This window comes from Ruminococcus sp. (assembly GCF_024691275.1).
Classification (GTDB): Bacteria; Bacillota; Clostridia; order Oscillospirales; family Ruminococcaceae; genus Ruminococcus.
The window spans coordinates 38,612-64,656 of record NZ_JAILNU010000084.1 but is presented as its reverse complement, the minus strand read 5'-3'; the positions used below and the strand labels follow the sequence as shown (position 1 = coordinate 64,656).

The following is a 26,045-nucleotide window of genomic DNA, read 5'->3' as shown; positions in this document are numbered from 1 at the left end:
TTTAATGATTATTTAAGATTTTCCATGTTATTATAATATCACAGAAAGCGAGGGATAATATGTATCTGAGAATACTAAAAAAAGACCTTAAACGGAAAAAGACCATGAACACTATCCTGCTGCTGTTTGTGATACTCGCAACTATGTTCGCAGCAAGCAGCGTCAACAACATCATCACAGTAATGGGAGGTCTTGACAATTATTTCAGGAAAGCAAATATGAGCGATCATTTCATCATATCAACAAACGGCAATTCAGATGAAATATCAAAACAGCTTTCCGAAAAGCCAAACATCAAGGAGTTCCGAAGAGAAGACCAGCTGTTTTTCAACGATACTGCTCTGACCCAAAACGGCAAGAAGGTCGCTGAGCTCGGAAACAATCTTATGCTGCTCAGTATAGACAATGCCCAACTGAATTATTTCGATGAAAATAATGAGATAATAAAAGATGTTCCTGAGGGAAAGGCTTACTTCACAGGAGCACTCGTTGTAAATACCGATATCGGGATAGGCGATGAGTTTCAGCTGAAGATCGGAGATACCGTACTTACCCTTCAGTATGCAGGCATTGGCAAGGACGCTTTTCTCGGTTCTGTCATGATGAACAATCCGCGATTGATCGTCAGTGATGCCGATTATGAGAAATTTCTTTCCGACGCGAAAGCAAGAGAAAATAACAGCGGCTCTATCTTCTATATAAACGGATATGACAAAAAAACTCTTGAATCGGACCTCTCGGATATACAGGGAACTCTTTTCAACAAAGGCATAAACATTATAAAGACATCATACCTGATGAATACACTTATTGCAGGGATACTTCTCATAGTAAGTATTTGTCTCATACTTGTATCATTTGTTGTACTGAGCTTCACGATAAGCTTCACCGTTAACGAGGAATTCCGTGAGATAGGCGTTATGAAAGCTCTTGGTCTGAAAAACAGCTCGGTAAGAGCACTTTATCTTGTGAAATATCTGGGCATCTCCCTGATCGGAGCTGTTATCGGATATGCTCTGAGCGTACCTTTCGGAAATATGCTTCTCGACTCTGTAAGTGACAACATTGTGCTTGAAAGCGACAACTCGGTCATTATCGGTATCCTTTGCAGCATCACGGCAGTCCTTATAATAATACTTTTCTGCTGGCACTGTACAGCAAAGATAAAGAAACTTTCACCCATAGATGCCGTAAGGAGCGGTCAGACAGGCGAAAGATTCAAGAAGAAGGGAATTCTTGATCTTGGCAGAAGCAAACTCTGTACTACGGGCTTCATGGCTTTCAACGATGTTTTGAGCAGTCCGAAGCAGTTCGGTATAATGACAAGCGTTTTCACAGTATGCCTTCTCCTTATAATGTGCCTTGCAAATTCCGCAAACACACTTGCAAGTGAAAAGCTGCTGGCGCTTATGTGTTCTATTAAGAGCGATGCATATATGACCGACTCGGATATGCGCTCACAGATCATGTCAGGCGGAATGGGATACTCAGAGATGTGCAGCTACATAGAGGACACTCTTGCCGAGAACGGTATGCCCTGCAAAGTTCACGCAGAAGCCCTTCTCTATCCGACCATTGAAACATCAAAGGGCAAAAAAGCATCACCTATCTTTAATTACGACAGAGAAACAAAGGCTTCGGAATATACCTACAGCGAAGGGTATGCTCCAAAATACAAAAACGAGATAGCACTTACTTATACAATTGCCGATAAGCTTGAGGTCGGTATAGGTGATAAAGTTAATCTTACCATAAACGGGAAAACAGACGAATACATCATATCCGCTCTTTTCCAGAGCATGATGCAGCTTGGCGAATCGGGAAGATTCCACGAAAGTATGGATATCCCCGATGAACTTATCGCCCAGACGATGGGATTCCAGATAGACTTCGATGACTCCCCTGATAAAGATGAAGCCGAGCGCCGCATTGAAAAGATCAAGGATATCTTCGGAACAGAGTTCGTCTTTGACGCAGACGGATTCGTAATGCAGTGCATAGGCTCAGATGTGAGCGACATGATAGACAGCGTAAAATTACTGGTACTTTTAATTACTGTTGCTATAATCATAATGATATCCGTACTTATGGAGCGCTCTTTCATATCAAAGGAAAAATCCGAGATCGCTCTTATGAAGGCAATGGGATTCAGGTCAGGCTCGATCATAGCTCAGCACACTCTGAGATTCTTCATAGTCTCAGTTATCGCATCTGCACTTTCGATCGCGCTGTGCCTTCCTTTCACAAAGCTGTGCATAGATCCTATATTCGGTATAATGGGAGCTGTAAGCGGCGTTGAGTATAACTTCAGGTTCGCGGAAGTATGTGTGTTATATCCGATCATCGTGATCTCGGCAACTATCCTCGGAGCATTCCTGACAGCTCAGTATATGAAGACTGTCAAGGCATCCGATACAGCCGATATTGATTAAAAAGAATGAGGAGATCAGTATGAAAAATATTCTTGAGGTCACAGACCTTTGCAAAACATATATCATAAACAAACGCCAGAACAATGTTCTGAGGAACGTTTCGTTCACTATCCGTGAAGGAGAAATGGTGGCTATAATGGGACCTTCGGGCTCAGGAAAATCCACTCTTCTTTACACTGTCTCGGGCATGGACAAAATGACAGCAGGCAGCGTCAGATTCTGCGGCAGAGATATCTCCGAGATGAACGAAAATGCGCTCTCAAAGATGCGTCTGGACGATATGGGATTCATCTTCCAGCAGATGTACATGATGAAGAACCTTTCGGTGCTGGATAATATCATACTCCCCGCAGTAAAATCCGACAAGATCAAGGAGAGCCGCAAGGATACCATGGAGCGCGGTCAGGAGCTCATGCGCAAGCTGGGCATCATTGAGATAGCCGCCAATGATATCAATGAGGTGTCAGGAGGTCAGCTGCAACGCGCCTGCATCTGCCGCAGCATGATAAACAAGCCGCAGATGATATTCGCAGACGAACCTACAGGCGCTCTCAACCGCACATCTTCCGAGGAGGTCATGGACGAGCTTACAAAACTCAACAGTGAAGGAACTGCCATAATGCTCGTAACTCACGATGCAAAAGTTGCTGCAAAATGCTCCCGTGTGCTGTTTATAGTTGACGGGAATATCAAGTGCGAGTATAATATTAACAGAGCACTTCCGCTGCGCGACCGTGAGCGTGAGCTGAATAACTGGCTTCTGGAAATGGGTTGGTAATATGGTTGATATTCTCATAATCGAGGATAATAAGGAACTCTGCACATTGCTCTGCGATTTTCTTCGCGGAGAAAACTATACGGTAAGCACTGCTGACAGCGCTGAAAAGGCGATTTCGCTTTATGAGAAATACGGTGCAAAGCTTGTCCTGCTGGACATCAATCTGCCTGAGCTTGACGGCTTTGCAGTGTGCAAAAAAATACGCGAAAAGGACAATACTCCGATAATAATACTCACCGCAAGAGTGAGCAAGGAAGACAAGCTGAACGGTATACTCCTCGGAGCTGATGATTATATCGAAAAGCCCTACGATATCGACATACTTATCGCTAAGATCAAGGGCATTTTCAAGCGAAGGCTCGCCCTCGATGTCATAAGTGACGGCGATATCACCATTAACCTTGCGGACGGTATCGTAACCAAAGGCAATGTTCCGCTCAGCATGACCGCAAAGGAAACTGAGCTGCTCCATCTACTTATTGCAAATAAGGGACAAACACTCAGCAAAGAGTTTCTATTCAATAAGATATGGGGCTGTGACAGCGAATCAGAACTCCAGACACTTACTGTGCATATAAAATGGCTCAGACAAAAGGTGGAAAATGACCCCAAGTCCCCGAAAAAGATAATCACTGTATGGGGCAAGGGCTACCGCTGGGAGGGCTGAGATGAAACGCATCGACAAGCTCATCATAGGCGTTATGCTGGCAATGGCAGCGATCATTGCTGTTATCAATGTCATTATGCTGAGATCGGACACTTCTCATTCTCAGATCTACAAAGTCGAGCTTAACCGCATAGAACATGAACTCGCCGCCGGACAGAATGTCTCCGCAGACGATTACGAACATATCATCTCCATAAAACAGTACGACGGCAGCAGTGATTTCTATAACTCTGAAAACGAATACGTTATCCGCGAGATAAACAGCTCGTTATACCGCATAGAATACAGCAGCGATACGACAAAGAGCAGCTCTGCGCCGCTTACTGCGGTAAATATTTCCGCTGCCGCGATGTTCGTGCTGATACTCGGTACGCTGCTTTACATCAGACGCAGCATAGTCAGACCATTCTCGAATGTAAGCGAACTGCCGTATCAGCTGGCAAAGGGCACCTTAGCCGCTCCACTGAAAGAAAACAAAAGCCGATACTTCGGCAAATTCATCTGGGGACTGGATATGCTGCGCGAACAGCTTGAAAGCTCAAAGACGAAAGAGCTTGAACGCGCAAAAAAAGAAAAGACCTTTCTTCTCTCGCTCTCACATGATATCAAAACACCGCTGTCCGCCATAAAGCTGTACTCAAAGGCTCTGTCAAAGGGGTTATATACAGAGTCTGAAAAGCAGATCGAGGCAGCCGAGAATATCAACGAAAAAGCCGATGAGATAGAAGGTTATGTTAATGAGATCATAGGCAACCTCAACAATGACTTCATGAGCTTTGATGTAAACACTTCGGAGTTCTATCTTTCTTCCGTCATTGAAAACACCGTAAAGTATTACAGCGACAAGCTTTCCGTACTTGGTACGTCTTTCAATGTAGAAAAATACAGCAACTGCCTTATATCGGGAGATCCCGACCGTCTTGAGGAGGTATTGCAGAATATCATCGAAAATGCTGTAAAATACGGCGACGGAAAAAGTATTTCCATCAGCTTTTCCGATGAAGAAGACTGCCGACTTATATGCATCTCGAACAGCGGTTGTCAGCTTCCTGACAATGAACTGCCGCATATTTTCGACAGCTTCTGGCGCGGCTCAAATACTGGCTCTCAAAAGGGCAGCGGTCTCGGACTGTATATCTGCCGCAGGCTCATGGACTGCATGGGCGGCGATATCTTCGCAGAAACGTCGGACGGCTGCATGAATGTCACAGTTGTCTGCCGAAAACCACAATGATATAGTTTTATATAAAATACAAACTCCGCAGCTGATAAGCACGGTGCTGATACAGAATTTTTTACGTGAGATATTGAGGGAGAGCCTTTCCTCCGATAATTTCGTGTAAAGATTCTATATGAGTCCCCCGCATATCAGCCGCGGAGTTTATCACATTTCAGGCACAAATTCATCACAATGCAGACACGCTATAACATTATAATACATTAGAAAATCATGTTCATCAACAGACATTCTGCGCAATGTCTTTTTTTATTCTGAGTTCGGTCTTGTCCGAACATCAAGGAGTGTATTCAATGAAAAATATTACCCGTACAAAGAAAATAGCCCTTGCAGGGGTTCTCTGCGCCGTGGGAGTTGTGGGAAGCCTGTTTTCATTTCCTGTTTTCGGCAGTAAATGTGCTCCCGTGCAGCATATGGTAAATATCATCTGCGCAGTCCTTCTCGGACCTTTTTACGGCGTTGCAGTTGCCTTCACGACCAGTCTCATACGAAATCTTCTCGGTCTCGGCAGTCTCCTCGCCTTCCCGGGAAGTATGCTGGGAGCTCTTCTGTGCGGGATAGTGTTTCATATAACACGCAATACATGGCTGACATATATCGCAGAGGTATTGGGAACGGCTGTCCTCGGAGGTCTGTGTGCGTACCCTGTAGCTATACTATTAATGGGCGTAGAATCGGCTGATGTAGCTTTTTACGCTTACATTATCCCCTTCCTCATATCAACAGCAGCAGGCGCTGTGCTCTCAGCTGTAGTTGTGGAGTCTCTCAAAAAATCAAAAGTTCTCAAGGTGGATAGTGTATGACAACTTTCGGAACGATCCTCAGCTCAGTACACGTAAAAAAGCCGCGTATCCACTGCATAACCAATTACGTGACCGCAAATGACTGCGCAAATATACTCCTCGCCTGCGGAGCTTCCCCAATAATGGCTGATGCGCCCGAAGAGAGCTCAGAGATCACTGCTCTGTGCAGCGGACTTGTGATAAACCTCGGTACGCTCTCCGACAAGCGCATTGAAGCAATGCTGCTCTCAGGAAAAAAAGCAAACGAAATGGGCATACCCGTAGTTCTTGACCCTGTCGGCGCAGGAGCTTCAAAGTTCAGGACAAACGCCGCATCAAGGCTTCTCAGCGAAGTAAAATTCAGCGTTATCAGGGGCAATCTTTCGGAGATAAAAGTCCTCGCGGGTGAGAGATATACCTCTCACGGAGTTGACACTGCCGATACAATAGATCCTGAAAGTATGACAGGAGCTATTGAACTTGCCAAAAGCTTTTCACGGAAATTCAATGCAGTTACTGTGATAACGGGCGAAAAAGACATTGTCTCCGACACTGAACGCACCTTCATAATCAGCAACGGACACCCTATAATGAGCAGGATAACAGGCTGCGGATGTATGCTTTCGTCGCTTACTGCTGCATTTCTTGCCGCTGACGGGAATGAGCCCCTGACAGCTGCTGCCGCTGCGGTATGCACTATGGATATATGCGGAGAGATCGGGGCAAAGCTCATGAAGACTTCCGACGGCAACGCAGGCTGCCGCAGTCATATAATCGACGCTGTTTTCAATCTCCGCGGTCAGGAACTCGACAGACAAGCCAAGATCAATATAATATAAAAGCTGCCGATCTAATAAGCGAGGTACTTATACAGAAGTTTTTACGTGAGATATTGAGGAAAACCCTTTTGAAGAAGATTTTCTCTGTATTCCTTCAAGACCGTTATTTCATTTTTTCTATGATAAAGCCCATTAATAAACTGCCCCTTTGTATTAAAGTACAAAGGGGCTTTATCATAGAAAAAATCAGCTAAAAGTCTTTGGAAGGGGGGCTGGGGGGGAGAACCTTTCCTCAGAAAGGTTTCCCCCCCGATAATTTCGTGTAAAGTTTCTATATGAGTACGCTGCTTAAATGGTCGGCAGTTTTTTTGTAATATCATGATCTGCTTGCACGCTCAATCTGTAAAAACGCCGAATTTCAGCATCATTGTATGTGTAAAACTTACAAATCACATTACCTGTAAGGCAGTTTTATGGAAAAAGCGACTATATTACGGAACTTATGTTAATTTATCCCAAAGGAAATATGTGATATTTTTAGCATATTAAAATAAATTAAACTGGACATTTGCGAAAAAATATGATATAATATAACATATAAAACTCAGGCAAAATTCTCTTTTTATTTGAAAGGAGATACTATGAATTATCAGGAATTTGTTGATAAATTTGAAACCATGACCTGTATCCTTTCCGTCGAAAAGAAAGACGACGGCGGTTATGGAACTATCCGTATAGTTACGGGAAATAAAGCCTATATGGATTCTTTCGAGAATTTTAATGATGCGTCTGTTCCTTCAATGCTTGGCAATAAAATCGTACCCAATTCCCCATATGAACGATATATCCCAAAGGATATGAATTTTGAAGCTTTTTGTTATAAATGCGCGATTGGTAAAAAGCCTATGCATACATATGTCCACCCCGAAAGATATGATTTCTGGTTTGATATAGTTATGCTGCCGATCGAATCTGACGATCCAAACCTTGCATACTGCACTTATTCGCAGGAACTGAGCACAGAAGCTGATGTTGCTCTTATGACAGATTCTATATCTGCCGAAACGTCGTCCAAAGTACTCCAGACCTGCATAAAGCTCCGCGGCGCAACTAATTTTCAGGATTCTATCAACGAGGTAATAACCGATATCCGCGAGCTATGCAAAGCAAATATGTGCTGTATACTCCTTTTGGACTATAAAGCGCAGAACTGCTCGGTAATTGCCGAATCAATACTCGAAGGCGCTGACGAGCTCTCAATGAAAAAATACGTTGACAAGGAATTCTTTGAGATCGCCAACTCATGGGAAAACACTATCGACGGAAGCACCTGCCTTATAATACAGGGGCAGAATGACATGGAATACGTTAAGGAACGCAATCCCAAATGGTATTCCTCTCTCGCCTACGCCAACGTTGAAAGTCTGGTTCTTTTCCCATTGAAGTACAATAACGATATATTCGGCTATATCTGGGCGATAAACTTTGATACGGGAAACACCGTACACATCAAGGAAACTCTTGAACTGACTACGTTCTTTGTAGCATCTGAGATCGCAAATTATCAGCTTCTGAAACGCCTTGAAACGCTGAGTACGGTCGATCTTCTCACAGGCATCTACAACCGTAATGCCATGAACAACCAGATCTACCGCTTTACATCAGGCAAAGAAAGGCTTCCCGATCATTTCGGCATAATTTTTGCCGATCTTAACGGTCTGAAGCAGAAAAACGATGTTGAAGGCCACATAGCGGGTGATAATATGCTGAAAGCTGCCGCAAAACTGCTGACGGAACGTTTCAGCGAATGTGATATTTACCGTGCAGGCGGCGACGAATTTATGATAATAGCTCTCAACATGGAAAAAAATGATCTGGAAGAGCGCATTGAAAGGATACGAAAAGATTCTGAAGACCCGAATAATATAAGCTTCGCCATCGGAATGCACTATGATGACGACGGCGGAGATATACGTCAGGCTATGCGATGTGCAGACGAAAAAATGTACGAGGATAAAGAACGCTACTACGCTAAATACCCCGAAAGAAAAATGAGATAAAAAACAGCCCGTAAGTACGGAGCTAATATAGAAGTTTATAATGATCTGTCGGGGAAAACCTTTTTCAAAAGGGTTTTCCCCAATAACTTCTGTATAAGCACTGAGCTTACATGGGCTGTTTCTTTTTATTGAAGTTTTTTACCGCAGCGGCTGCTGCCACCAAAACCATCATTGCCAGACACAGAGCCTGATTTACCGATATTATGCATTCCTTATGTGAATCACGCAACACATCAAGTATAAATTTGGCTGCGGCAGATAACATAAAAACGGTAAATAATGTGTTTTTGCTGCGTTTTTTCGCCATTATCATTCCAACTATAAATATCATGAAAAAAACGACTGTTTCGGCAAGCTGCACGGGAAATACGCACATACCTTCCATGCCGTGCCCTGTATACTCAACGCAAAGCGGTCCGTGATAAGCCCTTCCATAGCAGCAGCCGCCAAGCAGACAGCCTACCTTTGCAACACTGTACATAAGCGGCAGTATAAGGGTGCAGTTTTCAAGCATAGCTCTTGCTCCGTATTTGTCTCTGCTAAGTGCTCCTATGACCAGAGCTGCAGCATACATTCCCGTAAGACCGCCTAACGAAGAAAGCCCGATGCTCTTTGAGGTGATATAAGTCAGCAGCAATGCACCTTCAATGCTCATCAATGGTCCGAGCGTTATCAGATACAATGCATAGCGTTTAATTACTCCGCGTTTTATATTAAGAAAGTACTGTAATACCAGTCCTGACGCGAACGACAGCAGAATCATCACCGAATACGGCGATATAACGCTGTATTCGGTATCAATATGTAATGACAGCATTGTTCCTCCTTAGTCTGTTACCCAGGGATATGGCAGTCATTGCATGACCGCGTCATCTCGCCGCAGGCTATCATAAGGGAGATTATTGTCAGAACAGCCAGTGCTACCAGTACAGAATGGACTATAATAAGCACAAGTGCAAATGTGCTCTTTGGATTTTTGGAACGTGCCACGATAGCCAATACATATGAAGCTATAAAGCACGGCACGGAAAACTGAGAAGCAAATCCGGTGACACAGAATGAAGCGATAAGCAGTGCAAGCGAAATGAAGCACAGAGTATTATCGGTCTCCTTCTGAGGGATATTCCCGCCTTGCATTCCGGGCATGAGCATCTGTTCTTCGTCTGATCTCCGCATAATAGGCTCTGCCGAACCGAAAACAGCCCTGCCCGTGTTCATATTATCCATAACGTAGTAATACTCGTCAGGAGTAAGAAAATGGCAGGCTCTTCCGTCATCAGCCCTGAAGAATCTGTATGTATACAACAAGTCCTCACTTGTTCCCTCGGGAGCAAAGATAACGTGCCTTCCCATAAAATATTCATACTGACAGTTCTTTATCTGATAAAAATCAACTACCATACAATGACCTCCTTAGCAACATCTCGTGCCTATGGTCATATTTTACATCAATATTCCCATTTAATCAAGATGACATATATAACTTTAACAGTGACAATTGTCACTATTTCAGTAATAAAGCCCGAACCATAATTCGGGCTTTACGAACATCATATCTTTACGAAACTGTAATTGCCGCAGTTTTCTGCAATTCTGTATTTTATTCCGCTTATAAGCAGGGTAAACCTGTTTTTACACAGCGGATAATTCTTTATAGTGACAGAATCTGATGTGCCCTTGACTTTTATGAGAAGATCATCGTGATCCGCCATAACCGCATCAAGCTGTTCAGGCGCTATATTCCTGAATTCCAGAACATTATCGCCCTCGTTGTCATATACCACGTCATTGCCGCAGTCTTTCATAAAAACGTAGGTATCATTTTCCGGACCGCCGCGCAATACATCATTGCCTTTGCCGCCGCTCAGTGTATCATTGCCCGATTCACCGAACAATACATCATTTCCGCTGTTGCCGAACAATTTATCATCGCCTGCTCCACCGTAAATTTCATCGTCGCCATCGCCGCCGTGTATATTATCGCCGCTGCTCAGACCGTATATTATATCATTGCCTGCCTCGCCGATTATATAGTCCACACCCTCAGTTCCGTTTATGACATTTTTGCCGTCAGACTTTTTATATCCGCAGAAATTATCCCAGTTTCCCTCAACAGTCTCGTTTTTAGAGGACTGATCTTCGCGTGAGCTGTTTCCTGCGAAATAATTATTGAAAGCAGAATCCACCTTATCCCTTGCATTATCAATCAGTCCTGCAACTCTCTCGGATACTTTGAGCTGAGCCCCGATAAATGAGAATATTTCAGCTCTGCCGCGGCTTGTCATCAATTTGCCGATGCCCGAGATAGCTGAACTGAACGTGCTCGCACAGCTGTCTATAGCCAGCGACGACACCAGACAGAACATTTTCGTGATATCGGAATCGGAGATGATATACTTTATCTTGCTTGAAGTTGATGACATTACCTTTTCGGTATCAGCGTTCTTATCGTTTGCAAGTATGAAATTCTTTAAGATCATATCCTCAAGAGTAGTCTTGCCCGCATAAGTTGTGACAGGACCAACGACTTCAAGTATATTCGACAGGAAGCCCACGCCCTCCTCAAGAGTTGCCATTTCGCCGTTTATGCCCTGCGGAGAGCCTGTACCGCCGAGGAACTTCTCGGCAAGGGTCATAGCCGTTTCGCAGATATCCTCACGGTTGTTCTGACTGAGCTCCATGATCTTCGCGCTTAGCTCCTTCGAGCATCTTGCCATATCACGCTGATCGAGGGTCTGTGTATTGAAACAGTCTGCGCTGAAATCGTAAAGGAAATCGCAATAGTGCTCCTGAACATCGGTGAAAAGCTTAGGCACTATGGAATGAGCGCCGTACATATCCTTCCACTCCGTTTTAGTCTTAATGTAGATCGTATGCATATTCGGGATAATTTTCATGCCAAGCACGTTTACGTAATCGTTATCGCCGCATATGGAATACATTTTGTCACAGATAGTATTCTTTTCGTCCTCAGTACAGTTGAGCTCACTGTAGAATTCAGGCGAGAAGCCCTGTCCGTCAAAGGAGATGCATCGGGTCACCAGCGATCTGTATTTTGATTTGAACGTAACATACTGCGCAAGATTTCCGCCCTTTGAATGGCCTGTAACTATCAGCTTTTCGGGTATTTTTTCATTGAGCCGCTTTATAACATCGTTGAAATACCAGACTGCAACCTTCTGATAGTCGCTGGAAACGCTTGCAAGTCCCTCACCGTTGTCATACCAGCGTCCGCTGCCTGTTCCGCGGAACACTACATATATCACAGAGCTGTCGCTGTTTTTGAATGCAGCCGCATAAGCGCCCTTGAACTGACCGCCCATATTTTCCGAAAAGCTTATAAGCTCCAGATCAGCCAGCTCGGTATTCTTTTCGAGAGTTTTCTTCATTATCCAGAGTGCAGACTTCTGGAAGTCCTCAAGTCCGTTGTAGCTCATCTGCTTTACGATGCTTCCGAGAGTGTTTCTGCCCTCAGTTTCGGGACATTTGTCTATATACATAAATGTATTGAGTATTATTGAAGCCCTCGCTTCATCGGTTATTCCGTATTTTTCAAAAAAATCAGCCATTTTTTACCCCCACTGTCGTTCAACTATATTGAATCCATCGTCCATGCCAAGGGTGCAGCAAGCTTTTATATGAGACTTGTCCACGCCTTCAAACGATTTCAATTCCTTGTAATATCCTGCATCATCAAAATATGCAATATAAAAGTAACAGTTTATCTTCTCGGTTTTCAGTTTATAGAACATTTTATCAAGCTTCTGATCCTTGTCTGCTGTACTCTGCGGCGGCAAAACCACATTGACGTACATTTTCGTGCTCCTTAGCACATCTTCCGCCGATGAAGACTTGTTTATACTTTCCGGCAGGAGAGACTTCTCATCAGGCTTGCAGAATGCCTTGCAGTCGCCATAGACACCGCTTGCCAGCTTTGTAAGGTAGTCAGCCTCCTCCTTACGCAAATAATACGCCATATAGTTATCCCTGTTCCCGCTCTTTCCGTCAAAGACACCGTGTACCGCGTATATCTTGTCATCGGGCAATTTATCCGACCCGACGAACAGGGCACAGTGTTCTGACATACCGCTGCCGCCGCCTGCATTTTCGAGGATCGTGAACTTATCCCCGTATTTTTCTTCCATTGTTGAGATAAGCTCCTGACTCAGGTTTCTTCTTTGGCTTGAAGCGCCCTGACAGCCCGTCACAAGCATTGCAGCTGTTAATAAAACTGTTACTGCTTTCAGCGCATTTTTCGTTTCAGTCTCCTCCTTTCACGTAATAATTTATAATACAATTATACACTATTGTTTAATGAAATGTCAATCATTATTGTAGCTCTTGCTACAATAAAAACTTTACAGTTCATAAAAACGGAAAAAAATATTGCTTTTTGGACAAAAAATGAATTGACAAGCGATATACTCTGATATATAATATAATAGTATTTTTTAATATCAAGGAGGATATAACCCAATGCTGAAAAAGATAACGGCTGCCGCTCTCAGCACAGCCATGTGTGCTACGGCTGTTTTTTCAGGCAGCTGCCCTGCTGCATCATATCAGCAATCCGCAGATGCTGCTCTTACTGAATACAACACATCTGTGGCTTACAAATATGCTGCTGACACAACCACCACATCTGTCCCGAGTCCGACTGTGAGTACAACAACGACTACCACTGCACCGATATCCAGTACCAGCCTTACTACTACATCTTCTGCTCCTAAATCCACAAAAAGTACAACTACTACAGCTGCTATTTCAACGACCACAACTTCGACAAACACCAACAACGGCTACGACGAACAAGATATACTGGAAGTCGGCAAAATAGGCAACACTGTTACATATACTCTCTATATGGACGGATATATGTATATCACAGGTCAAGGCAATATGAACAACTACACCAAGTGTCCGTTCAAGAAGCCACAGTTCGTAAAGAACGTTGTTATTGCAAACGATCCCGCAGCTCCCGACCAGAGCATCACAGACATCGGTTCGTACATTTTCTATGGTTGTTCAAACCTGAAAACTGTTACCATACCTGATACAGTTGCAAGCATCAAGAACCACACCTTTGAAAACTGTTCTTCCCTTGAAAGCATCATTTTAAGCGGCAAAGAAGCTCCAAAGGCAGGAAACATCGTTATCCCCGAGAGCGTACATTCCGTTGGCGCATACGCTTTCAGCGGCTGTAAGGCATTCAAGAGCATATCTATACCAAGCACGGTAAAAACTCTCGAAAACAGCGTCTTTGCTGATTGTAAAGGTCTTACCGAGATAACCGTTCCCGAAACAATTACTCAGATAAAGGACACTGTATTCGCAAATTGTACTGCCCTGAAAAAAGCAGTCATAAAGGGCGGAAGCCTCGGCATATCCGAGGGAATGTTCCAGGACTGTACTGCATTGGAGGAGCTCTCACTTCCGTTTGCAGGTCTCAGTCTCGAAAGTGTTGAAGAAGAAAAGAACAATTCGTTCAATTTCATTGCAAACTTCTTCAACAGATCCTCCAATGAAGTCATAGTGGACGGCGAAGTTAAGGAAGATCCGCTCATGTATCGTGTAAACAGCTACTACGGCGATATAAGATACGTACCGAGATCACTGACAAGCATCACTATCCTCGGCGGAAGCAAGATACCGGCATCTGCATTTTACAATCTCACAGGCGTAAAGAAGATCGTACTTGCCGATCCTGTCCAGAACATCGGAATCTATGCTTTCAACAACTGCGCATCTCTCACCAGCTGCCAGCTGTCACCAAATATCAAAACTCTCGGCGAACACGCTTTTGAAAACTGCACAGCTCTCACAAATACGGTATTATCTTCCGAGATAGAACATATCGGGGCATATGCCTTCAACGGCTGTACAGCTATCAAGGAGTTAACTATCCCTGAAAGTGTGCTTACTATCGGCAATTACGCATTCTCCGGCTGCACTTCCCTTACAAAGGCAGTCATCAACGGCGGCAGCGACGGTATAGGCAATTACGCATTCAACAAATGTACTGCCCTTGAAGAACTGACACTTCCGTTCGCAGGCACAAAAGAAGCTGACGTGAACGACGAAAAGACTGCTTCATATGTAGGCGATCTTTTCTATGACGAGGTGGAAGAAAAAACTTATACCGTAACAGGCTACCGCGGCGAAACTCACGGTATCCCGATCTCGCTCAAAACTATAAATATCACAGGCGGCAAGCGAATTTCCGTAAACGCTTTCTATAATCTCTCAGGCATTGAAACTATCAATATCCCTGATGATATCACAGCGATCGACAACCGTGCCTTCACAAACTGTACATCGCTCACAAGCTTCAAGATGCCGAGCAAGTGTACATATATAGGCTCGAATGCTTTCCAGAACTGCACAAATACTCCCGAACTAAAGATCAACGCTTCAACAACATACATAGGCGCATATGCTTTCGAGAATTGCAGCTCGATAACAGATCTGAATATCCCTGCTACTATTGAAACTATCGGCAATTATGCTTTCTCAGGCTGTACAGCTCTCAAAAAAGCTGTTATCAACGGAGATAAGGTCAGCATCGGCAACTACATCTTCAATAAGTGTACTTCTCTCGAAGCTCTTACTCTTCCATTTGCAGGCTTCAATGCAAAGGACGTTGCAGGCAACGTTGAAAGCGCATACCTTGGCAATCTCTTCCTTGATGAGGTTGAGGAAAAGACCTATGTTTCCAACAGCTATTACGATGACATAAGAAATATCCCGATCTCGCTCAAGAGCATCACCATTACAGGCGGCGAAAAGATACCTGATAATGCCTTCTACGAGCTCACAGGTGTCGAGACAATAAAGCTGCCTGAAACTGTAACATCTATCGGAAACCGTGCTTTCATGAACTGCAAGTCGCTCACAAGCATCAGTATACCTTCAAAAGTTACATTTATCGGCTCAAATGCATTTAAGGGCTGTGATAAGATAACAACCGCTTCTATCCCTGAGGGAGTTACATCTATCGGCAATGAAGCATTTGCAGACTGCACATCAATAACCGAGATAACTGTTCCGAGCTCTGTGCTCAATATCGGAACAAGAGCTTTCTCAGGCTGTTCTTCAATTAAAAAGGCTGTTATAAACGGCGGCAGCAAAAATATCGGCAAATATATACTTAGCGGCTGTTCATCACTGGAAGAGCTCACTCTCCCATTTGCAGGCTTCTCACTCGATGCGGTAAATGAAGAGAACGCATCTGCTCAGGTAATTGATTATTTCTTTGATCCTATAGAAGACGCAACTTATACAGCAGTCGGCTATTTCGGTGAGAGAAGAGATATCCCGACTTCTCTGAAAAAGATCAGCATTTCAGGCGGAAAGAGCATTCCAAGCAATGCATTCTATTCACTGGAAGGTGTTGAAACCATCTCTATCCCAAAAGAGGTCGAAACTATCGGAAGAAATGCTTTCAGAGGCTGTGATGCACTCATAAATGTATTGTATCAGGGCACTGAGGAAGAATGGAAAAATGTAAAGATCGGCGCAAACAACGGCATTATCGAAGATAAGGTCAAGTTTGCCGATCCGAGTAAAGTAACTACTGTTACTACATCGACAACCGCAAAAACTACTACAACCACAACAAAGCCTGCATCAACTTCTACAACAACTAAGGCAACATCTACCACAACAAAGCCTGTTTCAACTTCCACATCAACTAAGACAACATCAACTACAACAAAGCCTGTTTCAACTTCCACATCAACTAAGGCAACATCAACTACAACAAAGCCTGTTTCAACTTCCACATCAACAAGCACAACATCTACCACAACAAAGCGTGTTTCAACTTCTACATCAACTAAGGCAACATCAACTACAACAAAGCCTGTTTCAACTTCCACATCAACAAGCACAACATCTACCACAACAAAGCGTGTTTCAACTTCCACATCAACTACAACAAAGCCTGTATCAACTTCCACATCAACAAGCACAACATCAACTGCAACAAAGTCCGCGACAACTTCTACCCAGACTACAACTACAGCCGTTACTACTTCAACAGTTACTCAACCCACAGAAAACGCTCTCGGAGATGTAAACAATGACGGTCTTATAAACTCTGTTGATGCATCGCTTATCCTCAAGCATTACGCTATGATCTCCACAAATAAAAATTCAGACTTCACAGAAAGCCAGAAAAAGGCTGCTGATATCAACGAAGACGGTTTTATAAACTCTGTTGACGCTTCAAAAGCTTTAAAATACTACGCTTATGCTTCAACCTGCACAGGCGAGGTTCTTCCTATCAAGGAATATTACGCTCAGAAAGAGAAATAATTTCTCCTTAACGCGGTCCGATTAATTCGGACCGCGTTTTTGTACAATTATATAATAAGATTAATTTATCACCTCCCATTGCTTTTTTTACATTTATATGTTATACTATTACCTGTGCTGTAACACTACAGGTTACATTTTTCATATACAGCACTTATTCTATTACAAGGATACTGATGATAATGCAAGATATTCCACGCCCTAAATTAATAGCTTCGATATGTGCTATCGTTGCTTTATTGATATTTATTGCGGTGCTCATTATCACCGCTCCCGATCCCGAATCCGAACAAAAGCAGCCTCCTGCTCAGGAGACCACTGTATCTGAAACTACAGAGATCACCACAACCGATACTGCTACAACTACGATCGCAATAACCACTATTGCTCAAATAGAATCGCCTCAATGCAAGTCAGCTGCACTGTACTGTGTTGACGATAAACAGCTGCTGTACAACGACAATATCTACGGAAAAGCTGCTCCTGCAAGTATAACGAAGCTGCTGACGGCTTCTGTAGCGCTAAAGCACTTATCAGGCGATAAAGTTCTGACAGTTGGTTCTGAACAGTCGCTTGTTCAGCCGTATTCAAGTCTTTGCGGCTTCTCATTAGGCGACAGCATGACGCTGAAGGATATGATAACAGGTATGCTCATGGCTTCTGGAAATGATGCTGCATATACTATTGCTGTATCTGTGGCAAGAGAAATGCTCCCTGATGCAGGTATGAGTGACTCCGAAGCTGTTGATTTCTTCTGCGGACTGATGAACGTTTTTGCCAAGGATCTGGGCATGGAAAACAGCTCATTTGTAACTCCCGACGGCTGGGACGATGACGACCAGTACACATCAGCAGCCGATCTGCTGAAGCTTGCCGAGTACGTTCTCACAGTTCCCGAAATAACAGAAAGCACCAAAACACTTACAAAAAAAGTCAATATGACAGCCGGAGGTATACAGAGCTGGACAAACTCAAACTGTCTGCTCGATCCTGACAGCGAATACTACTGTAAGGAAGCTATCGGACTGAAAACAGGCACTACTCTCTCTGCGGGAAGCAGTCTAATAGCAGCATTCAAGATCAACGGCAAGACTTATATATCAGTTGTTCTCGGCTGTGAAGAGGATTACGAAAGATACGAGCTCACAAACGAACTGATAGATAAAATAAGATAAAAAATATCCCCGATACTTTAAAAGTATCGGGGATATCTCGTTATCAGAGCATATCAGCTATTTCGTATATCATTTTCTCGGTCTTTATCCAGCCTATGCACGGATCGGTGATAGACTTGCCGTAGATATGCTCATCGACCTTCTGAGAACCGTCCTCAATGTAGCTCTCAACCATGAAGCCCTTTACGATCCTGCGGATATGCTCGTTGTAACGGCAGCCGCTGAGGACTTCCTTGATTATTCTTGGCTGCTCCAGCGGACGCTTGCCCGAGTTGCAGTGATTGGAGTCGATAATAACAGCAGGATTGCTGAATCCCTTCTGCTCATACATATCAAAAAGAAGCTGGATATCCTCATAGTGATAGTTCGGCATACTCTGACCGTGGTTATTTTCGTAGCCTCTGAGGATAGCGTGTGCAAGAGGATTTCCCGATGTACTTACCTCCCAGCCGCGGTAGAGGAAGGTATGACCTGACTGAGCTGCTTCAATGGAATTCATAAGTACAGGCATACTTCCGCTGACAGGATTTTTAAGGCCTACAGGAACATTAAGTCCGCTGGCAGTAAGTCTGTGCTGCTGATTTTCAACTGAACGTGCACCTACTGCAACATATCCGAGAAGGTCATTGATGTAACGGTGATTCTCAGGATAGAGCATTTCATCTGCGCAGGTAAAGCCTGTTTCCTGTATCGCACGAAGGTGGAGCTCACGGATAGCAACTATGCCCTTGAACATATCAGGAGCTTTATCGGGATCAGGCTGGTGGAGCATACCTTTATAGCCTTTTCCGGTGCTTCTCGGCTTATTTGTATATATACGCGGTACGATGAGAATTTTATCGCTTACCTTCTCCTGAACTTCTCTGAGGCGGTGGATATAATCAAGCACACTGTCCTCGCGGTCAGCGGAGCATGGACCGATAATGAGCAGGAGCTTGTCGGAACTTCCGCTGATGACATCAGCGATCTCCTTATTTCTTGCGCTTATTATCTTTTGCAGCTCCTCAGAAACGGGATACTGTTCTTTTACCTCCTTAGGGATAGGCAATTTACATTTAAAATTCATATTCATGAACTTTTCTTCCTTTCATGGTAAACTATATTTACCGAACGGCAACCAACTGAACAACTGCGAAGAAACAAATGCCGCTTGTTTATTCTCTCGGTAACAGCTTATATTATATCACAGTTCAGATTAGAAATCAATAATAAATACTACAATATCAATATATAAAAAAGAAAGCCCCTCTCATTTTAAGTTGGTACTTATACAGAAGATTTTACGTGAGATATTGAGGAAACCCCTTTTTAAAAAAAGGGTCGGGAGAACCTTTCCTCAGAAAGGTTTCCCCCGACAGATCATTATAAACTTCTATATAAGCACCACTTTTACGAGTGGGAACGAAGGAGTGGCGATCAATACATAAATGGAACGTGCTGTGCAAGTACACCTGCAGGAGTGAATGTTTCGGAGCTGTCTCCGAAGGTATATGTTACAGCGCTGTTTGGTGAGTATGTCTTACCTGCAACGCTGAGGGACTCAGTTCCGAGGTTATACTTAACGCTGTCAGCAGCTGATGTGATGCCTACAGTTGCCTTGCCCTCATTATTTACCAGTGAGAAAGTATCGTCTGCGCTGTTGAAAGTGAGAGTAGAAGCTGTAGATGCATATGAAAGCTTGATAGAAGCGTTTCCAGCTGTCTGCTTATATGTTATACCGTTTGTGATCTGGTATCTTGCATTGAGAGTACCAGCCAACATATTCTTAGTCTTTCTTGGGAAATGAACTGTCTGGAACACAAGACCGTTAGGATCATACTGTGTATCGAACAGAGTAACAATCTCGTCACGATTTGCCATAGCTCTGTCAACCACGCCTTCCTTTGGATAGAAGTTGATAGTTGTAGCCATATCGTTAGGCTTGCTGTACTGGATAACAGTAGCCTCTGCGTCCTGGTCGAGCTTAACCTTTACGAGAGCAGCCATGCTTGCGGAATCCTTATCGTACATAAGACCGTATACAAGGCGGTTGCCTGGAGTATTTGTAACTACAGCGATCTCATCGTACTGTCCCACAGTCATTGTATGGATAAAGTCGATATCTTCATCAGCTATACCCTCAATTGTGAACTCTCCGTCGCTGTATGATATCTTAACATCGTCGATAGTTACATAATCGTCAGCCATGAATGAATAAACAGTATCAGTTGAAACGTGGTTGACGAACTCGATACCGCCGTCACGCTTTGTGACCTCTGCGTTCACAAGGTTCACTGTCTCGTCCATGCCATAGCCTGTCTGTGTGAAGACTTCGGAGCTCTTATTTGTCCAGTTAAAGAAATCGTAAGTCTTCTTCATGAATGGAGAAGTAACCTCTGCCATGCTGTCATGAACAGCATTAATAGTGCCCCACTTTGAAAGTGAGATGCCAACTGACTTTCCTGATTCAGCGTATACAGTCTTAGCTGAGGTGTTGTACTCATTTGAGCTGAATGCAAGTGAAGAATCAGCGTTATTATACTTGAGCTCTGAGTACCACGGATTGATAACTGCTGAAGAATCACCGTTTGCAGAAGTATATGAGAGGTAATGATTTGAAAGTGATAATGCAGATCCGTTTGCAGCATTGCTTATCTCAGCAAGATATGCGTCTGAAGAAACGCTGAGCTGCTCGTTATCGTTGATATACTCAGCAGCATTACCGTTTTCGTCGTAATTTACCTTTACTTCGCCTGATATCTTGTAAAGACCGCCGAGATGTGCTTTAAGAAGTGCAAGGTCGCTCAAATTAACGTGTCCGTCCTGATTGATATCAGCGGCTTTTTTCTGAGCATCCGAAAGATTGGATAACCAGAACACGCCTTTTTTCATCTCTGTCAGATCTTTGAGGTCGATAGTACCATTAAGATCTACATCGCCGAGTTTGTAAGTTTTCTGTGCAGCGGCTGCACTTGCCGGTAAAACGGATACAGATGCCATAACAGCGAGGCTGCTTACGAATGCGATGATCTTATTGGACTTTGTCATAAATATACTCCCTTTCAGTTAAACATTTGTCAAATGACCATTGGTCATTTTAACGTCATATAATTACCCTGATGTATCAGGGTCCGTGTGCGAATATGTAATTTAACGTGATCGTTGGAGAGACTGAAGTTCGGAACTGTTAATTTGTTTCATCCTTAACTCTGGGTTTATTATAGCACGGGTTCCAAAATTTGTCAAGTCCAAAAAGAAACTGAAATAATTGTTGAATATGTACAATTTGAACTATGATTTAAGCATTTTGATATGTCATCTATCATTTTGAGTAAAAAAACGATAACAGGCTGTAAAAACGGATTTTTTATTGAAATATCGTAATCCGCATTATTATATTTTTATATATGCCATATATGTCACAGTATGTCTCCACGTTACTATAAATAAAATTAAATTACTATATTGCCCTCACCACGAATATACGCAGAGTAATATTCATCGTTGTTACTCCCATTCATAATAAAAAAGGCGACTGTTTAAAGTCGCCTTTCAAAGAATAGGGAATTATTCAGGAAGCTTTTTGAGTAACCCGAGAAGATACTGCTGTATCGAAAGCGCATCTGCATTGGTAACGCCGTCGCCTGTCTTGTTGACATCAGCATTGTCGAGACCCTGCTTTGTGATATGATGCTCGTCTGTTCCGTTTATACCATACTTGTCAGGATTTGCAAGGGACTGCATAATGAGAACAACATCAGCCATATCGACCTGTTTATCGTTGTTTGCGTCACCGTATACCACATCCTTCGGTATATTTGAAACTGTTGATGTCGTAACAGTAGTTGTAGTTGTAGTTACAGTTGTAGTCGATGTGGTAGTTGTTACCAGCGGCTCAGAAGCAACTGTCTTCTCTGTAAGAGAGAGAAGGTATGTGAGCGGAGAGTTCCAGTAGATAGTGATCTCATTTGTAGAGTAGCTCTCGGAATTGTCGATATAGCACTTTGCAGCCGGAGACTCCTTGCAGTATGCCTTTGCAGCGCTGTCTTCGAGGTTCTCGTTAACGCCGCCTGCGAGCATACCCTTCATAGCATGGCCTACTGCCATTGAAGGACGGTGGTGAGGATGTTCAGGTGAAACTGTACCGTAGCCCGAAACGAAGCAGGTCGCAACAGGGTTTGTACCGAGGAGGTAATCAAGCTGAGCATTAGCAGCGTTCATATACTTGTGCTCACCTGTAAGCTGGTCTGCAAGACCGAGGATAATGCCGCTGTTAGCTACAGTCATGTTGCTGCCCCAGTTGTAGGTCGTGATAGACGAACCGTAGCTTGAAGCATTAACGTTCTTTACCATGCTGTCAGCCTGATCGAGAACAGCTTCCTTAGCCTTTTTATAAAGCTCAGATGTCTTATCTGCATCTTTCATAGTGAGAAGAGCGATATTGCCGTAATCTCCTACCGTTGACCAGTCAAGGCCCGTGCAGATTTTGCTCACATCGGAGATGTACTTATTCTCGCCTGTTGCGCGGTACATCTGAACAGCAGCCCAATAGCGCTCGTCCTTGTCGCTCCTGTCGCCGTAGTCACCTGTAACGATGTCCTTGGGATTGGTGAATATAAAGCTTGGATTCTTTTCGAGCCATGCCCATGACTTTTCAGCTGCGTCCAGACACTTCTTTGCGAAATCAGCATCGTACTTCTTGTAGAACTCGGAAGCAAGAGCCATTGAAGCGCAGAAATCAGCTGTAGCAGTAGAGCTGACAGGAGTTACGATAAGCTCGCCTGTTTCCTTTGTAGGCATAACATATGCAGGGAAAGTCGCGCAGGATACCTTATGATAAACTCCGCCGTCCTCAGCCTGCATTTTCAGCATCCACTCCAGCTCGAAACGAGCCTCGTCGAGAACATCGGGAGTACCGTTTCCACTCTCCGGGATACCGATACTGTCGCTGTAGAGCTCAGGTGCAGCATCGTAAGCGTAGAGAAGGTCTGCAACAGCCTTAGCAGCAGGCACAACATATCTTCCGTAGTCGCCTGCATCGTGCCAACCGCCGCTAACGTCGATCTTTTTATCTGTACCATAAATCGTTGCAAGCGAGGTATGGCAAGCCTCATGACCGAACTCCTTGTCCTCTACCTTAACGCCGCAGCGCTGTAAATAGAGCATTCTAACGCTGTCATCAAGAAGATTTGAATATACCTTGTTTCCGATCTCGAATGTATATGAATCATCAAGTCCCTCACAGGAGATGTAATACTTTCCTGCTGTTTTTACTGATGAAAAATCTCCTGTCCAGTTTATTTCATCAGCGCTTTTGTTATCATTTTTATTTGTCAGTTTTCCTGTGTAGACCGGTTCCTTTGTTTCAGCATTTACGACCTTGAACTCGGTCTGGTCTTTAACATCACGAAATACTGCGATCTTTTGGCTGTCAGGTCTGTAGCCTACCTGATTTATATTTATAGAAGGCGCATACGGACGGTCAGCGTTGTAGTCTACTTCGCTGTCGTCGATAAGCTCCAGTGAAACGTTGTCAATGAATATAGTATGCTCGGGAAGCTCTCCCTCATGCTTCTCCTGGATACCGCAGTTGAAAACGAGCTTAGCCATGATATCGGTATCCTGCTTCATTGTAAACTTGTAATCTACAGTCTGCGGAGTTGATGTGAGTTCAAGGCCCTTCCATGTATAAGCCTGGTAAGTACCGCCGTTCTGCTGGATCATACCCTCAATGTAGCGGTCAACAGAGCTTGAAATATCGTATTTCAGGCGATAAACACCGTTCTTGTAGAGCGGAACTATGTCATAGTATACCTGAACTGCATAATTCACCTTGCCCACATTGGATACTTTAAGTGCAAGCTGTCCGTCCTTTGTGCTGAGTGAACAAACACCGCCGCTTTCTTTGTAAGTGTCCCAGTCCTTTGTGCCGCTCTCAAATGTTGAATTGCTTATGAGATTCTTGGCAGCAAAAACAGGTGCGCTTGAAGCAGGTACAGCTGCTGCCATGACTGTACACGCTGCTAAAACAGCAGCGTAACGCTTTAGTGTTTTTTTGTTCATATTATTTCCCTCTCATTTTTTGTTTTTGTCAAGTAACATTATGTGCTATATAGGTAACTGCGTACAGTGCAGATACGGTGTTTTTACCACCGTGTTCGCAGACACTTACATTCCGCATAACATAGCCGCTTGACTGGTTGGTTTATATTTTACAGTTATATTTTAGCAGAACTCGTACTTAATTTCAATAACATTTTGTCTTTATTGTATATCATTTTGTGCAAAAATGAGCAGCACAAAATATCATATCACAATACCTGCAAAACTTAACACAAAATGATCCCGAAGAACGCTATTTCATAACATCCTTCGGGATCATTCACATATCTGTTCATTCTATCATAAATGCCAGCAGGTCCCAGTACATATGAAGTGCTATAGGAACTACTATACTCTTGCTTTTTAAAAACGCAAGCGCAAAAATAAGACTAAGTATCATAAGGAAAATAAAGTTCAGCGATGCAAAATACGGAATAAACAGTCCCTCCCTTATCCATATTGGAAAATGTATCGAAAGAAACATGACCATATTCAGCGCTATCGGTTTCCAGTCTTTTTCATCCTTGACAGTCGCATTGAGAAGCCAGCCGCGGAAAACCATTTCTTCTGTCAGCCCCACAAAAAGCACTGTTATTAATGTGCCTATCCCAAATTCACTGCTTATTTCAAACTTTCCTTTTCTTAGTATCAAAAAAAGCATATACGCGGTAAAAGCTATAAACACAAGCAGATACTTCAGCCAGTTCACCTTTTCCGTAAACATATTCTTCAGGCTGATATGCATTTCCGATGAATAATGCTTTATCAGTATCGCAGCAGGAACTGTCCACACAAGGTTTTTGATAACGCCGTCCTTCAGCAATTTACCGATCACATCGTTCGTTATTGCATCGTCCAGTATCGGGATCAATAGCAGTTCATACACAGCCCATACTGCATAAAAAATTATGAAATGAATTACTATAGCTTTTGTTAATGATGATTTTTTTACATTGTTTTCCATTTTGTTCACCTCAGAAATATGCCATATCTCAAATTAACTTTGTACAAATGCCGTAACAAAGCCTTTTTTATTATATCACTGTATATGCACTGTGTCAATGCAGATCATTCTTTTCAACTTTTATTTCACAGCACATTACATATTATTTTTTAGCAGCTCCCGCCAAAAAACAGCAGCAATTTATTTAATATCTGTTGCTATTTGAAAAAAAATATGTTATAATGTAACAAAATGCAGAAAATTCACAATTTATTTACATTTTGTTTGCTCAAACACCTTTTCTGAAACGTTAATCATATTGAAAGGAGGTCGTATCGTGTCAGAAGATCTGAAAGATCAGTACGAAAAGATTTTCCGATATTGTTTTTTTAAAGTTCATGACCGTTCAGCGGCTGAAGATCTGACGCAGGAGACCTTCCTTCGTTTTTTGGAAAGCTCGAACTACAAAGACATGAACAAGAAATTAAGATATCTGTATACTATAGCCGGCAATCTGTGTGCGGATCATTTCCGTAAAAAAACATCGGACGAACTGACCGAAAATATCCCTGACGATAACGATTATGAGGATTGTATCCTTACGAATGTGGCGCTCGGAAACGCAATAAAAGCGCTTTCACAAGACGACAGAGAGCTCGTTGTACTTCGTTACATAAACGATGTCCCTGTCGGAGTACTTGCGGAAATATACGGTATTTCAAGGTTTAAAATGGGTCGCAGGATAAAAAGAATACTTGACGAACTCAAGAAAAGTTTTATTGGATAGGAGGCGAA

18 protein-coding genes are annotated in these 26,045 nt (G+C 43.2%); 10 read left to right on the top strand and 8 right to left on the bottom strand.

The genetic code is table 11. The annotated features are described in order from the left end of the window. Positions 1-59 precede the first annotated feature (59 nt). The 7 genes from K6G33_RS09945 (at position 60) to K6G33_RS09915 (ending at position 8,735) form a co-directional block, all read left to right on the top strand. A complete protein-coding gene (locus K6G33_RS09945) occupies positions 60-2,432 on the top strand; it encodes an FtsX-like permease family protein (protein WP_296778955.1) in 2,373 nt (790 codons plus the stop codon). Between the two features lie 19 nt (positions 2,433-2,451). Then, a complete protein-coding gene (locus K6G33_RS09940) occupies positions 2,452-3,210 on the top strand; it encodes an ABC transporter ATP-binding protein (RefSeq protein WP_296778953.1) in 759 nt (252 codons plus the stop codon). A gap of 1 nt (position 3,211) precedes the next feature. After that, positions 3,212-3,877, top strand: coding sequence for a response regulator transcription factor (locus K6G33_RS09935; RefSeq protein WP_296778951.1), 666 nt, complete (start codon positions 3,212-3,214; stop codon positions 3,875-3,877). A 1-nt stretch (position 3,878) separates the two neighbouring features. After that, positions 3,879-5,111: a HAMP domain-containing sensor histidine kinase gene (locus K6G33_RS09930; RefSeq protein WP_296778949.1), complete on the top strand. Its 1,233-nt coding sequence runs from the start codon at positions 3,879-3,881 to the stop codon at positions 5,109-5,111. A 296-nt stretch (positions 5,112-5,407) separates the two neighbouring features. Continuing rightward, complete coding sequence (gene thiW, locus K6G33_RS09925; protein WP_296778945.1) at positions 5,408-5,917, top strand: energy coupling factor transporter S component ThiW; 510 nt, start codon at positions 5,408-5,410, stop codon at positions 5,915-5,917. Beyond that, positions 5,914-6,735 (top strand): hydroxyethylthiazole kinase, encoded by an 822-nt coding sequence (thiM, locus tag K6G33_RS09920; RefSeq protein WP_296778943.1) that lies wholly within the window; start codon positions 5,914-5,916, stop codon positions 6,733-6,735. The genes thiW and thiM overlap by 4 nt, the downstream gene beginning before the upstream one ends. Positions 6,736-7,316: 581 nt before the next feature. After that, positions 7,317-8,735: a GGDEF domain-containing protein gene (locus K6G33_RS09915; protein WP_296778940.1), complete on the top strand. Its 1,419-nt coding sequence runs from the start codon at positions 7,317-7,319 to the stop codon at positions 8,733-8,735. A gap of 106 nt (positions 8,736-8,841) precedes the next feature. On the opposite strand, the gene K6G33_RS09910 is transcribed toward K6G33_RS09915, so the two are convergent. The 4 genes from K6G33_RS09910 to K6G33_RS09895 form a co-directional block, all read right to left on the bottom strand. Further along, a complete protein-coding gene (locus K6G33_RS09910) occupies positions 8,842-9,552 on the bottom strand; it encodes a prolipoprotein diacylglyceryl transferase family protein (RefSeq protein WP_296778938.1) in 711 nt (236 codons plus the stop codon). Positions 9,553-9,569: 17 nt separating this feature from the next. Continuing rightward, positions 9,570-10,136 carry a hypothetical protein gene (locus tag K6G33_RS09905; RefSeq protein WP_296778935.1) on the bottom strand — a complete coding sequence of 189 codons (567 nt, stop codon included), beginning with the start codon at positions 10,134-10,136 and terminating at the stop codon, positions 9,570-9,572. Between the two features lie 149 nt (positions 10,137-10,285). After that, the gene (locus tag K6G33_RS09900) at positions 10,286-12,304 is read right to left on the bottom strand and encodes an Mbeg1-like protein (RefSeq protein ID WP_296778934.1); all 2,019 of its coding nucleotides are present in this window, start codon (positions 12,302-12,304) and stop codon (positions 10,286-10,288) included. A gap of 3 nt (positions 12,305-12,307) precedes the next feature. Beyond that, positions 12,308-12,880, bottom strand: coding sequence for a hypothetical protein (locus tag K6G33_RS09895; protein WP_296778931.1), 573 nt, complete (start codon positions 12,878-12,880; stop codon positions 12,308-12,310). A 331-nt stretch (positions 12,881-13,211) separates the two neighbouring features. Between K6G33_RS09895 and K6G33_RS09890 the strand changes: the two genes are divergently transcribed. Both K6G33_RS09890 and K6G33_RS09885 read left to right on the top strand, forming a co-directional pair. Next, a complete protein-coding gene (locus tag K6G33_RS09890; RefSeq protein WP_296778930.1) occupies positions 13,212-17,051 on the top strand; it encodes a leucine-rich repeat protein in 3,840 nt (1,279 codons plus the stop codon). 182 nt (positions 17,052-17,233) lie between these two features. Beyond that, on the top strand, positions 17,234-18,226 hold the full coding sequence (locus tag K6G33_RS09885) for a hypothetical protein (protein ID WP_296778927.1): 993 nt from the start codon (positions 17,234-17,236) through the stop codon (positions 18,224-18,226). 43 nt (positions 18,227-18,269) lie between these two features. Here the strand turns inward: K6G33_RS09885 and K6G33_RS09880 are convergent, their stop codons facing one another. The 4 genes from K6G33_RS09880 to K6G33_RS09865 form a co-directional block, all read right to left on the bottom strand. Continuing rightward, positions 18,270-19,298: a 3-deoxy-7-phosphoheptulonate synthase gene (locus K6G33_RS09880; RefSeq protein WP_296778925.1), complete on the bottom strand. Its 1,029-nt coding sequence runs from the start codon at positions 19,296-19,298 to the stop codon at positions 18,270-18,272. Between the two features lie 344 nt (positions 19,299-19,642). Then, the gene (locus tag K6G33_RS09875; RefSeq protein WP_296778923.1) at positions 19,643-21,253 is read right to left on the bottom strand and encodes a dockerin type I repeat-containing protein; all 1,611 of its coding nucleotides are present in this window, start codon (positions 21,251-21,253) and stop codon (positions 19,643-19,645) included. A gap of 519 nt (positions 21,254-21,772) precedes the next feature. Next, positions 21,773-24,268, bottom strand: a complete 2,496-nt coding sequence (locus K6G33_RS09870) for a glycoside hydrolase family 9 protein (protein ID WP_296778922.1) — start codon at positions 24,266-24,268, stop codon at positions 21,773-21,775. A 331-nt stretch (positions 24,269-24,599) separates the two neighbouring features. Then, entirely contained in the window at positions 24,600-25,271 is a 672-nt protein-coding gene (locus K6G33_RS09865) for a CPBP family intramembrane glutamic endopeptidase (RefSeq protein WP_296778921.1), read from the bottom strand. Positions 25,272-25,587: 316 nt separating this feature from the next. Between K6G33_RS09865 and K6G33_RS09860 the strand changes: the two genes are divergently transcribed. Beyond that, positions 25,588-26,037: a sigma-70 family RNA polymerase sigma factor gene (locus K6G33_RS09860; RefSeq protein WP_296778920.1), complete on the top strand. Its 450-nt coding sequence runs from the start codon at positions 25,588-25,590 to the stop codon at positions 26,035-26,037. The last annotated feature ends 8 nt before the right edge of the window (positions 26,038-26,045 follow it).

What these genes read in the sequence shown, in the direction of transcription:
- thiW (WP_296778945.1), top strand. Translation starts at nt 5,408, where the DNA reads ATGAAAAATATTACCCGTACAAAGAAAATAGCCCTTGCAGGGGTTCTC.
- K6G33_RS09915 (WP_296778940.1), top strand. Translation starts at nt 7,317, where the DNA reads ATGAATTATCAGGAATTTGTTGATAAATTTGAAACCATGACCTGTATC.
- K6G33_RS09865 (WP_296778921.1), bottom strand. Translation starts at nt 25,271, where the DNA reads ATGGAAAACAATGTAAAAAAATCATCATTAACAAAAGCTATAGTAATT.
- K6G33_RS09890 (WP_296778930.1), top strand. Translation starts at nt 13,212, where the DNA reads ATGCTGAAAAAGATAACGGCTGCCGCTCTCAGCACAGCCATGTGTGCT.
- K6G33_RS09895 (WP_296778931.1), bottom strand. Translation starts at nt 12,880, where the DNA reads ATGGAAGAAAAATACGGGGATAAGTTCACGATCCTCGAAAATGCAGGC.
- K6G33_RS09940 (WP_296778953.1), top strand. Translation starts at nt 2,452, where the DNA reads ATGAAAAATATTCTTGAGGTCACAGACCTTTGCAAAACATATATCATA.
- K6G33_RS09875 (WP_296778923.1), bottom strand. Translation starts at nt 21,253, where the DNA reads ATGACAAAGTCCAATAAGATCATCGCATTCGTAAGCAGCCTCGCTGTT.
- K6G33_RS09910 (WP_296778938.1), bottom strand. Translation starts at nt 9,552, where the DNA reads ATGCTGTCATTACATATTGATACCGAATACAGCGTTATATCGCCGTAT.
- K6G33_RS09900 (WP_296778934.1), bottom strand. Translation starts at nt 12,304, where the DNA reads ATGGCTGATTTTTTTGAAAAATACGGAATAACCGATGAAGCGAGGGCT.
- K6G33_RS09945 (WP_296778955.1), top strand. Translation starts at nt 60, where the DNA reads ATGTATCTGAGAATACTAAAAAAAGACCTTAAACGGAAAAAGACCATG.
- K6G33_RS09880 (WP_296778925.1), bottom strand. Translation starts at nt 19,298, where the DNA reads ATGAATATGAATTTTAAATGTAAATTGCCTATCCCTAAGGAGGTAAAA.
- K6G33_RS09870 (WP_296778922.1), bottom strand. Translation starts at nt 24,268, where the DNA reads ATGAACAAAAAAACACTAAAGCGTTACGCTGCTGTTTTAGCAGCGTGT.
- K6G33_RS09935 (WP_296778951.1), top strand. Translation starts at nt 3,212, where the DNA reads ATGGTTGATATTCTCATAATCGAGGATAATAAGGAACTCTGCACATTG.
- K6G33_RS09905 (WP_296778935.1), bottom strand. Translation starts at nt 10,136, where the DNA reads ATGGTAGTTGATTTTTATCAGATAAAGAACTGTCAGTATGAATATTTT.
- K6G33_RS09930 (WP_296778949.1), top strand. Translation starts at nt 3,879, where the DNA reads ATGAAACGCATCGACAAGCTCATCATAGGCGTTATGCTGGCAATGGCA.
- K6G33_RS09885 (WP_296778927.1), top strand. Translation starts at nt 17,234, where the DNA reads ATGCAAGATATTCCACGCCCTAAATTAATAGCTTCGATATGTGCTATC.
- thiM (WP_296778943.1), top strand. Translation starts at nt 5,914, where the DNA reads ATGACAACTTTCGGAACGATCCTCAGCTCAGTACACGTAAAAAAGCCG.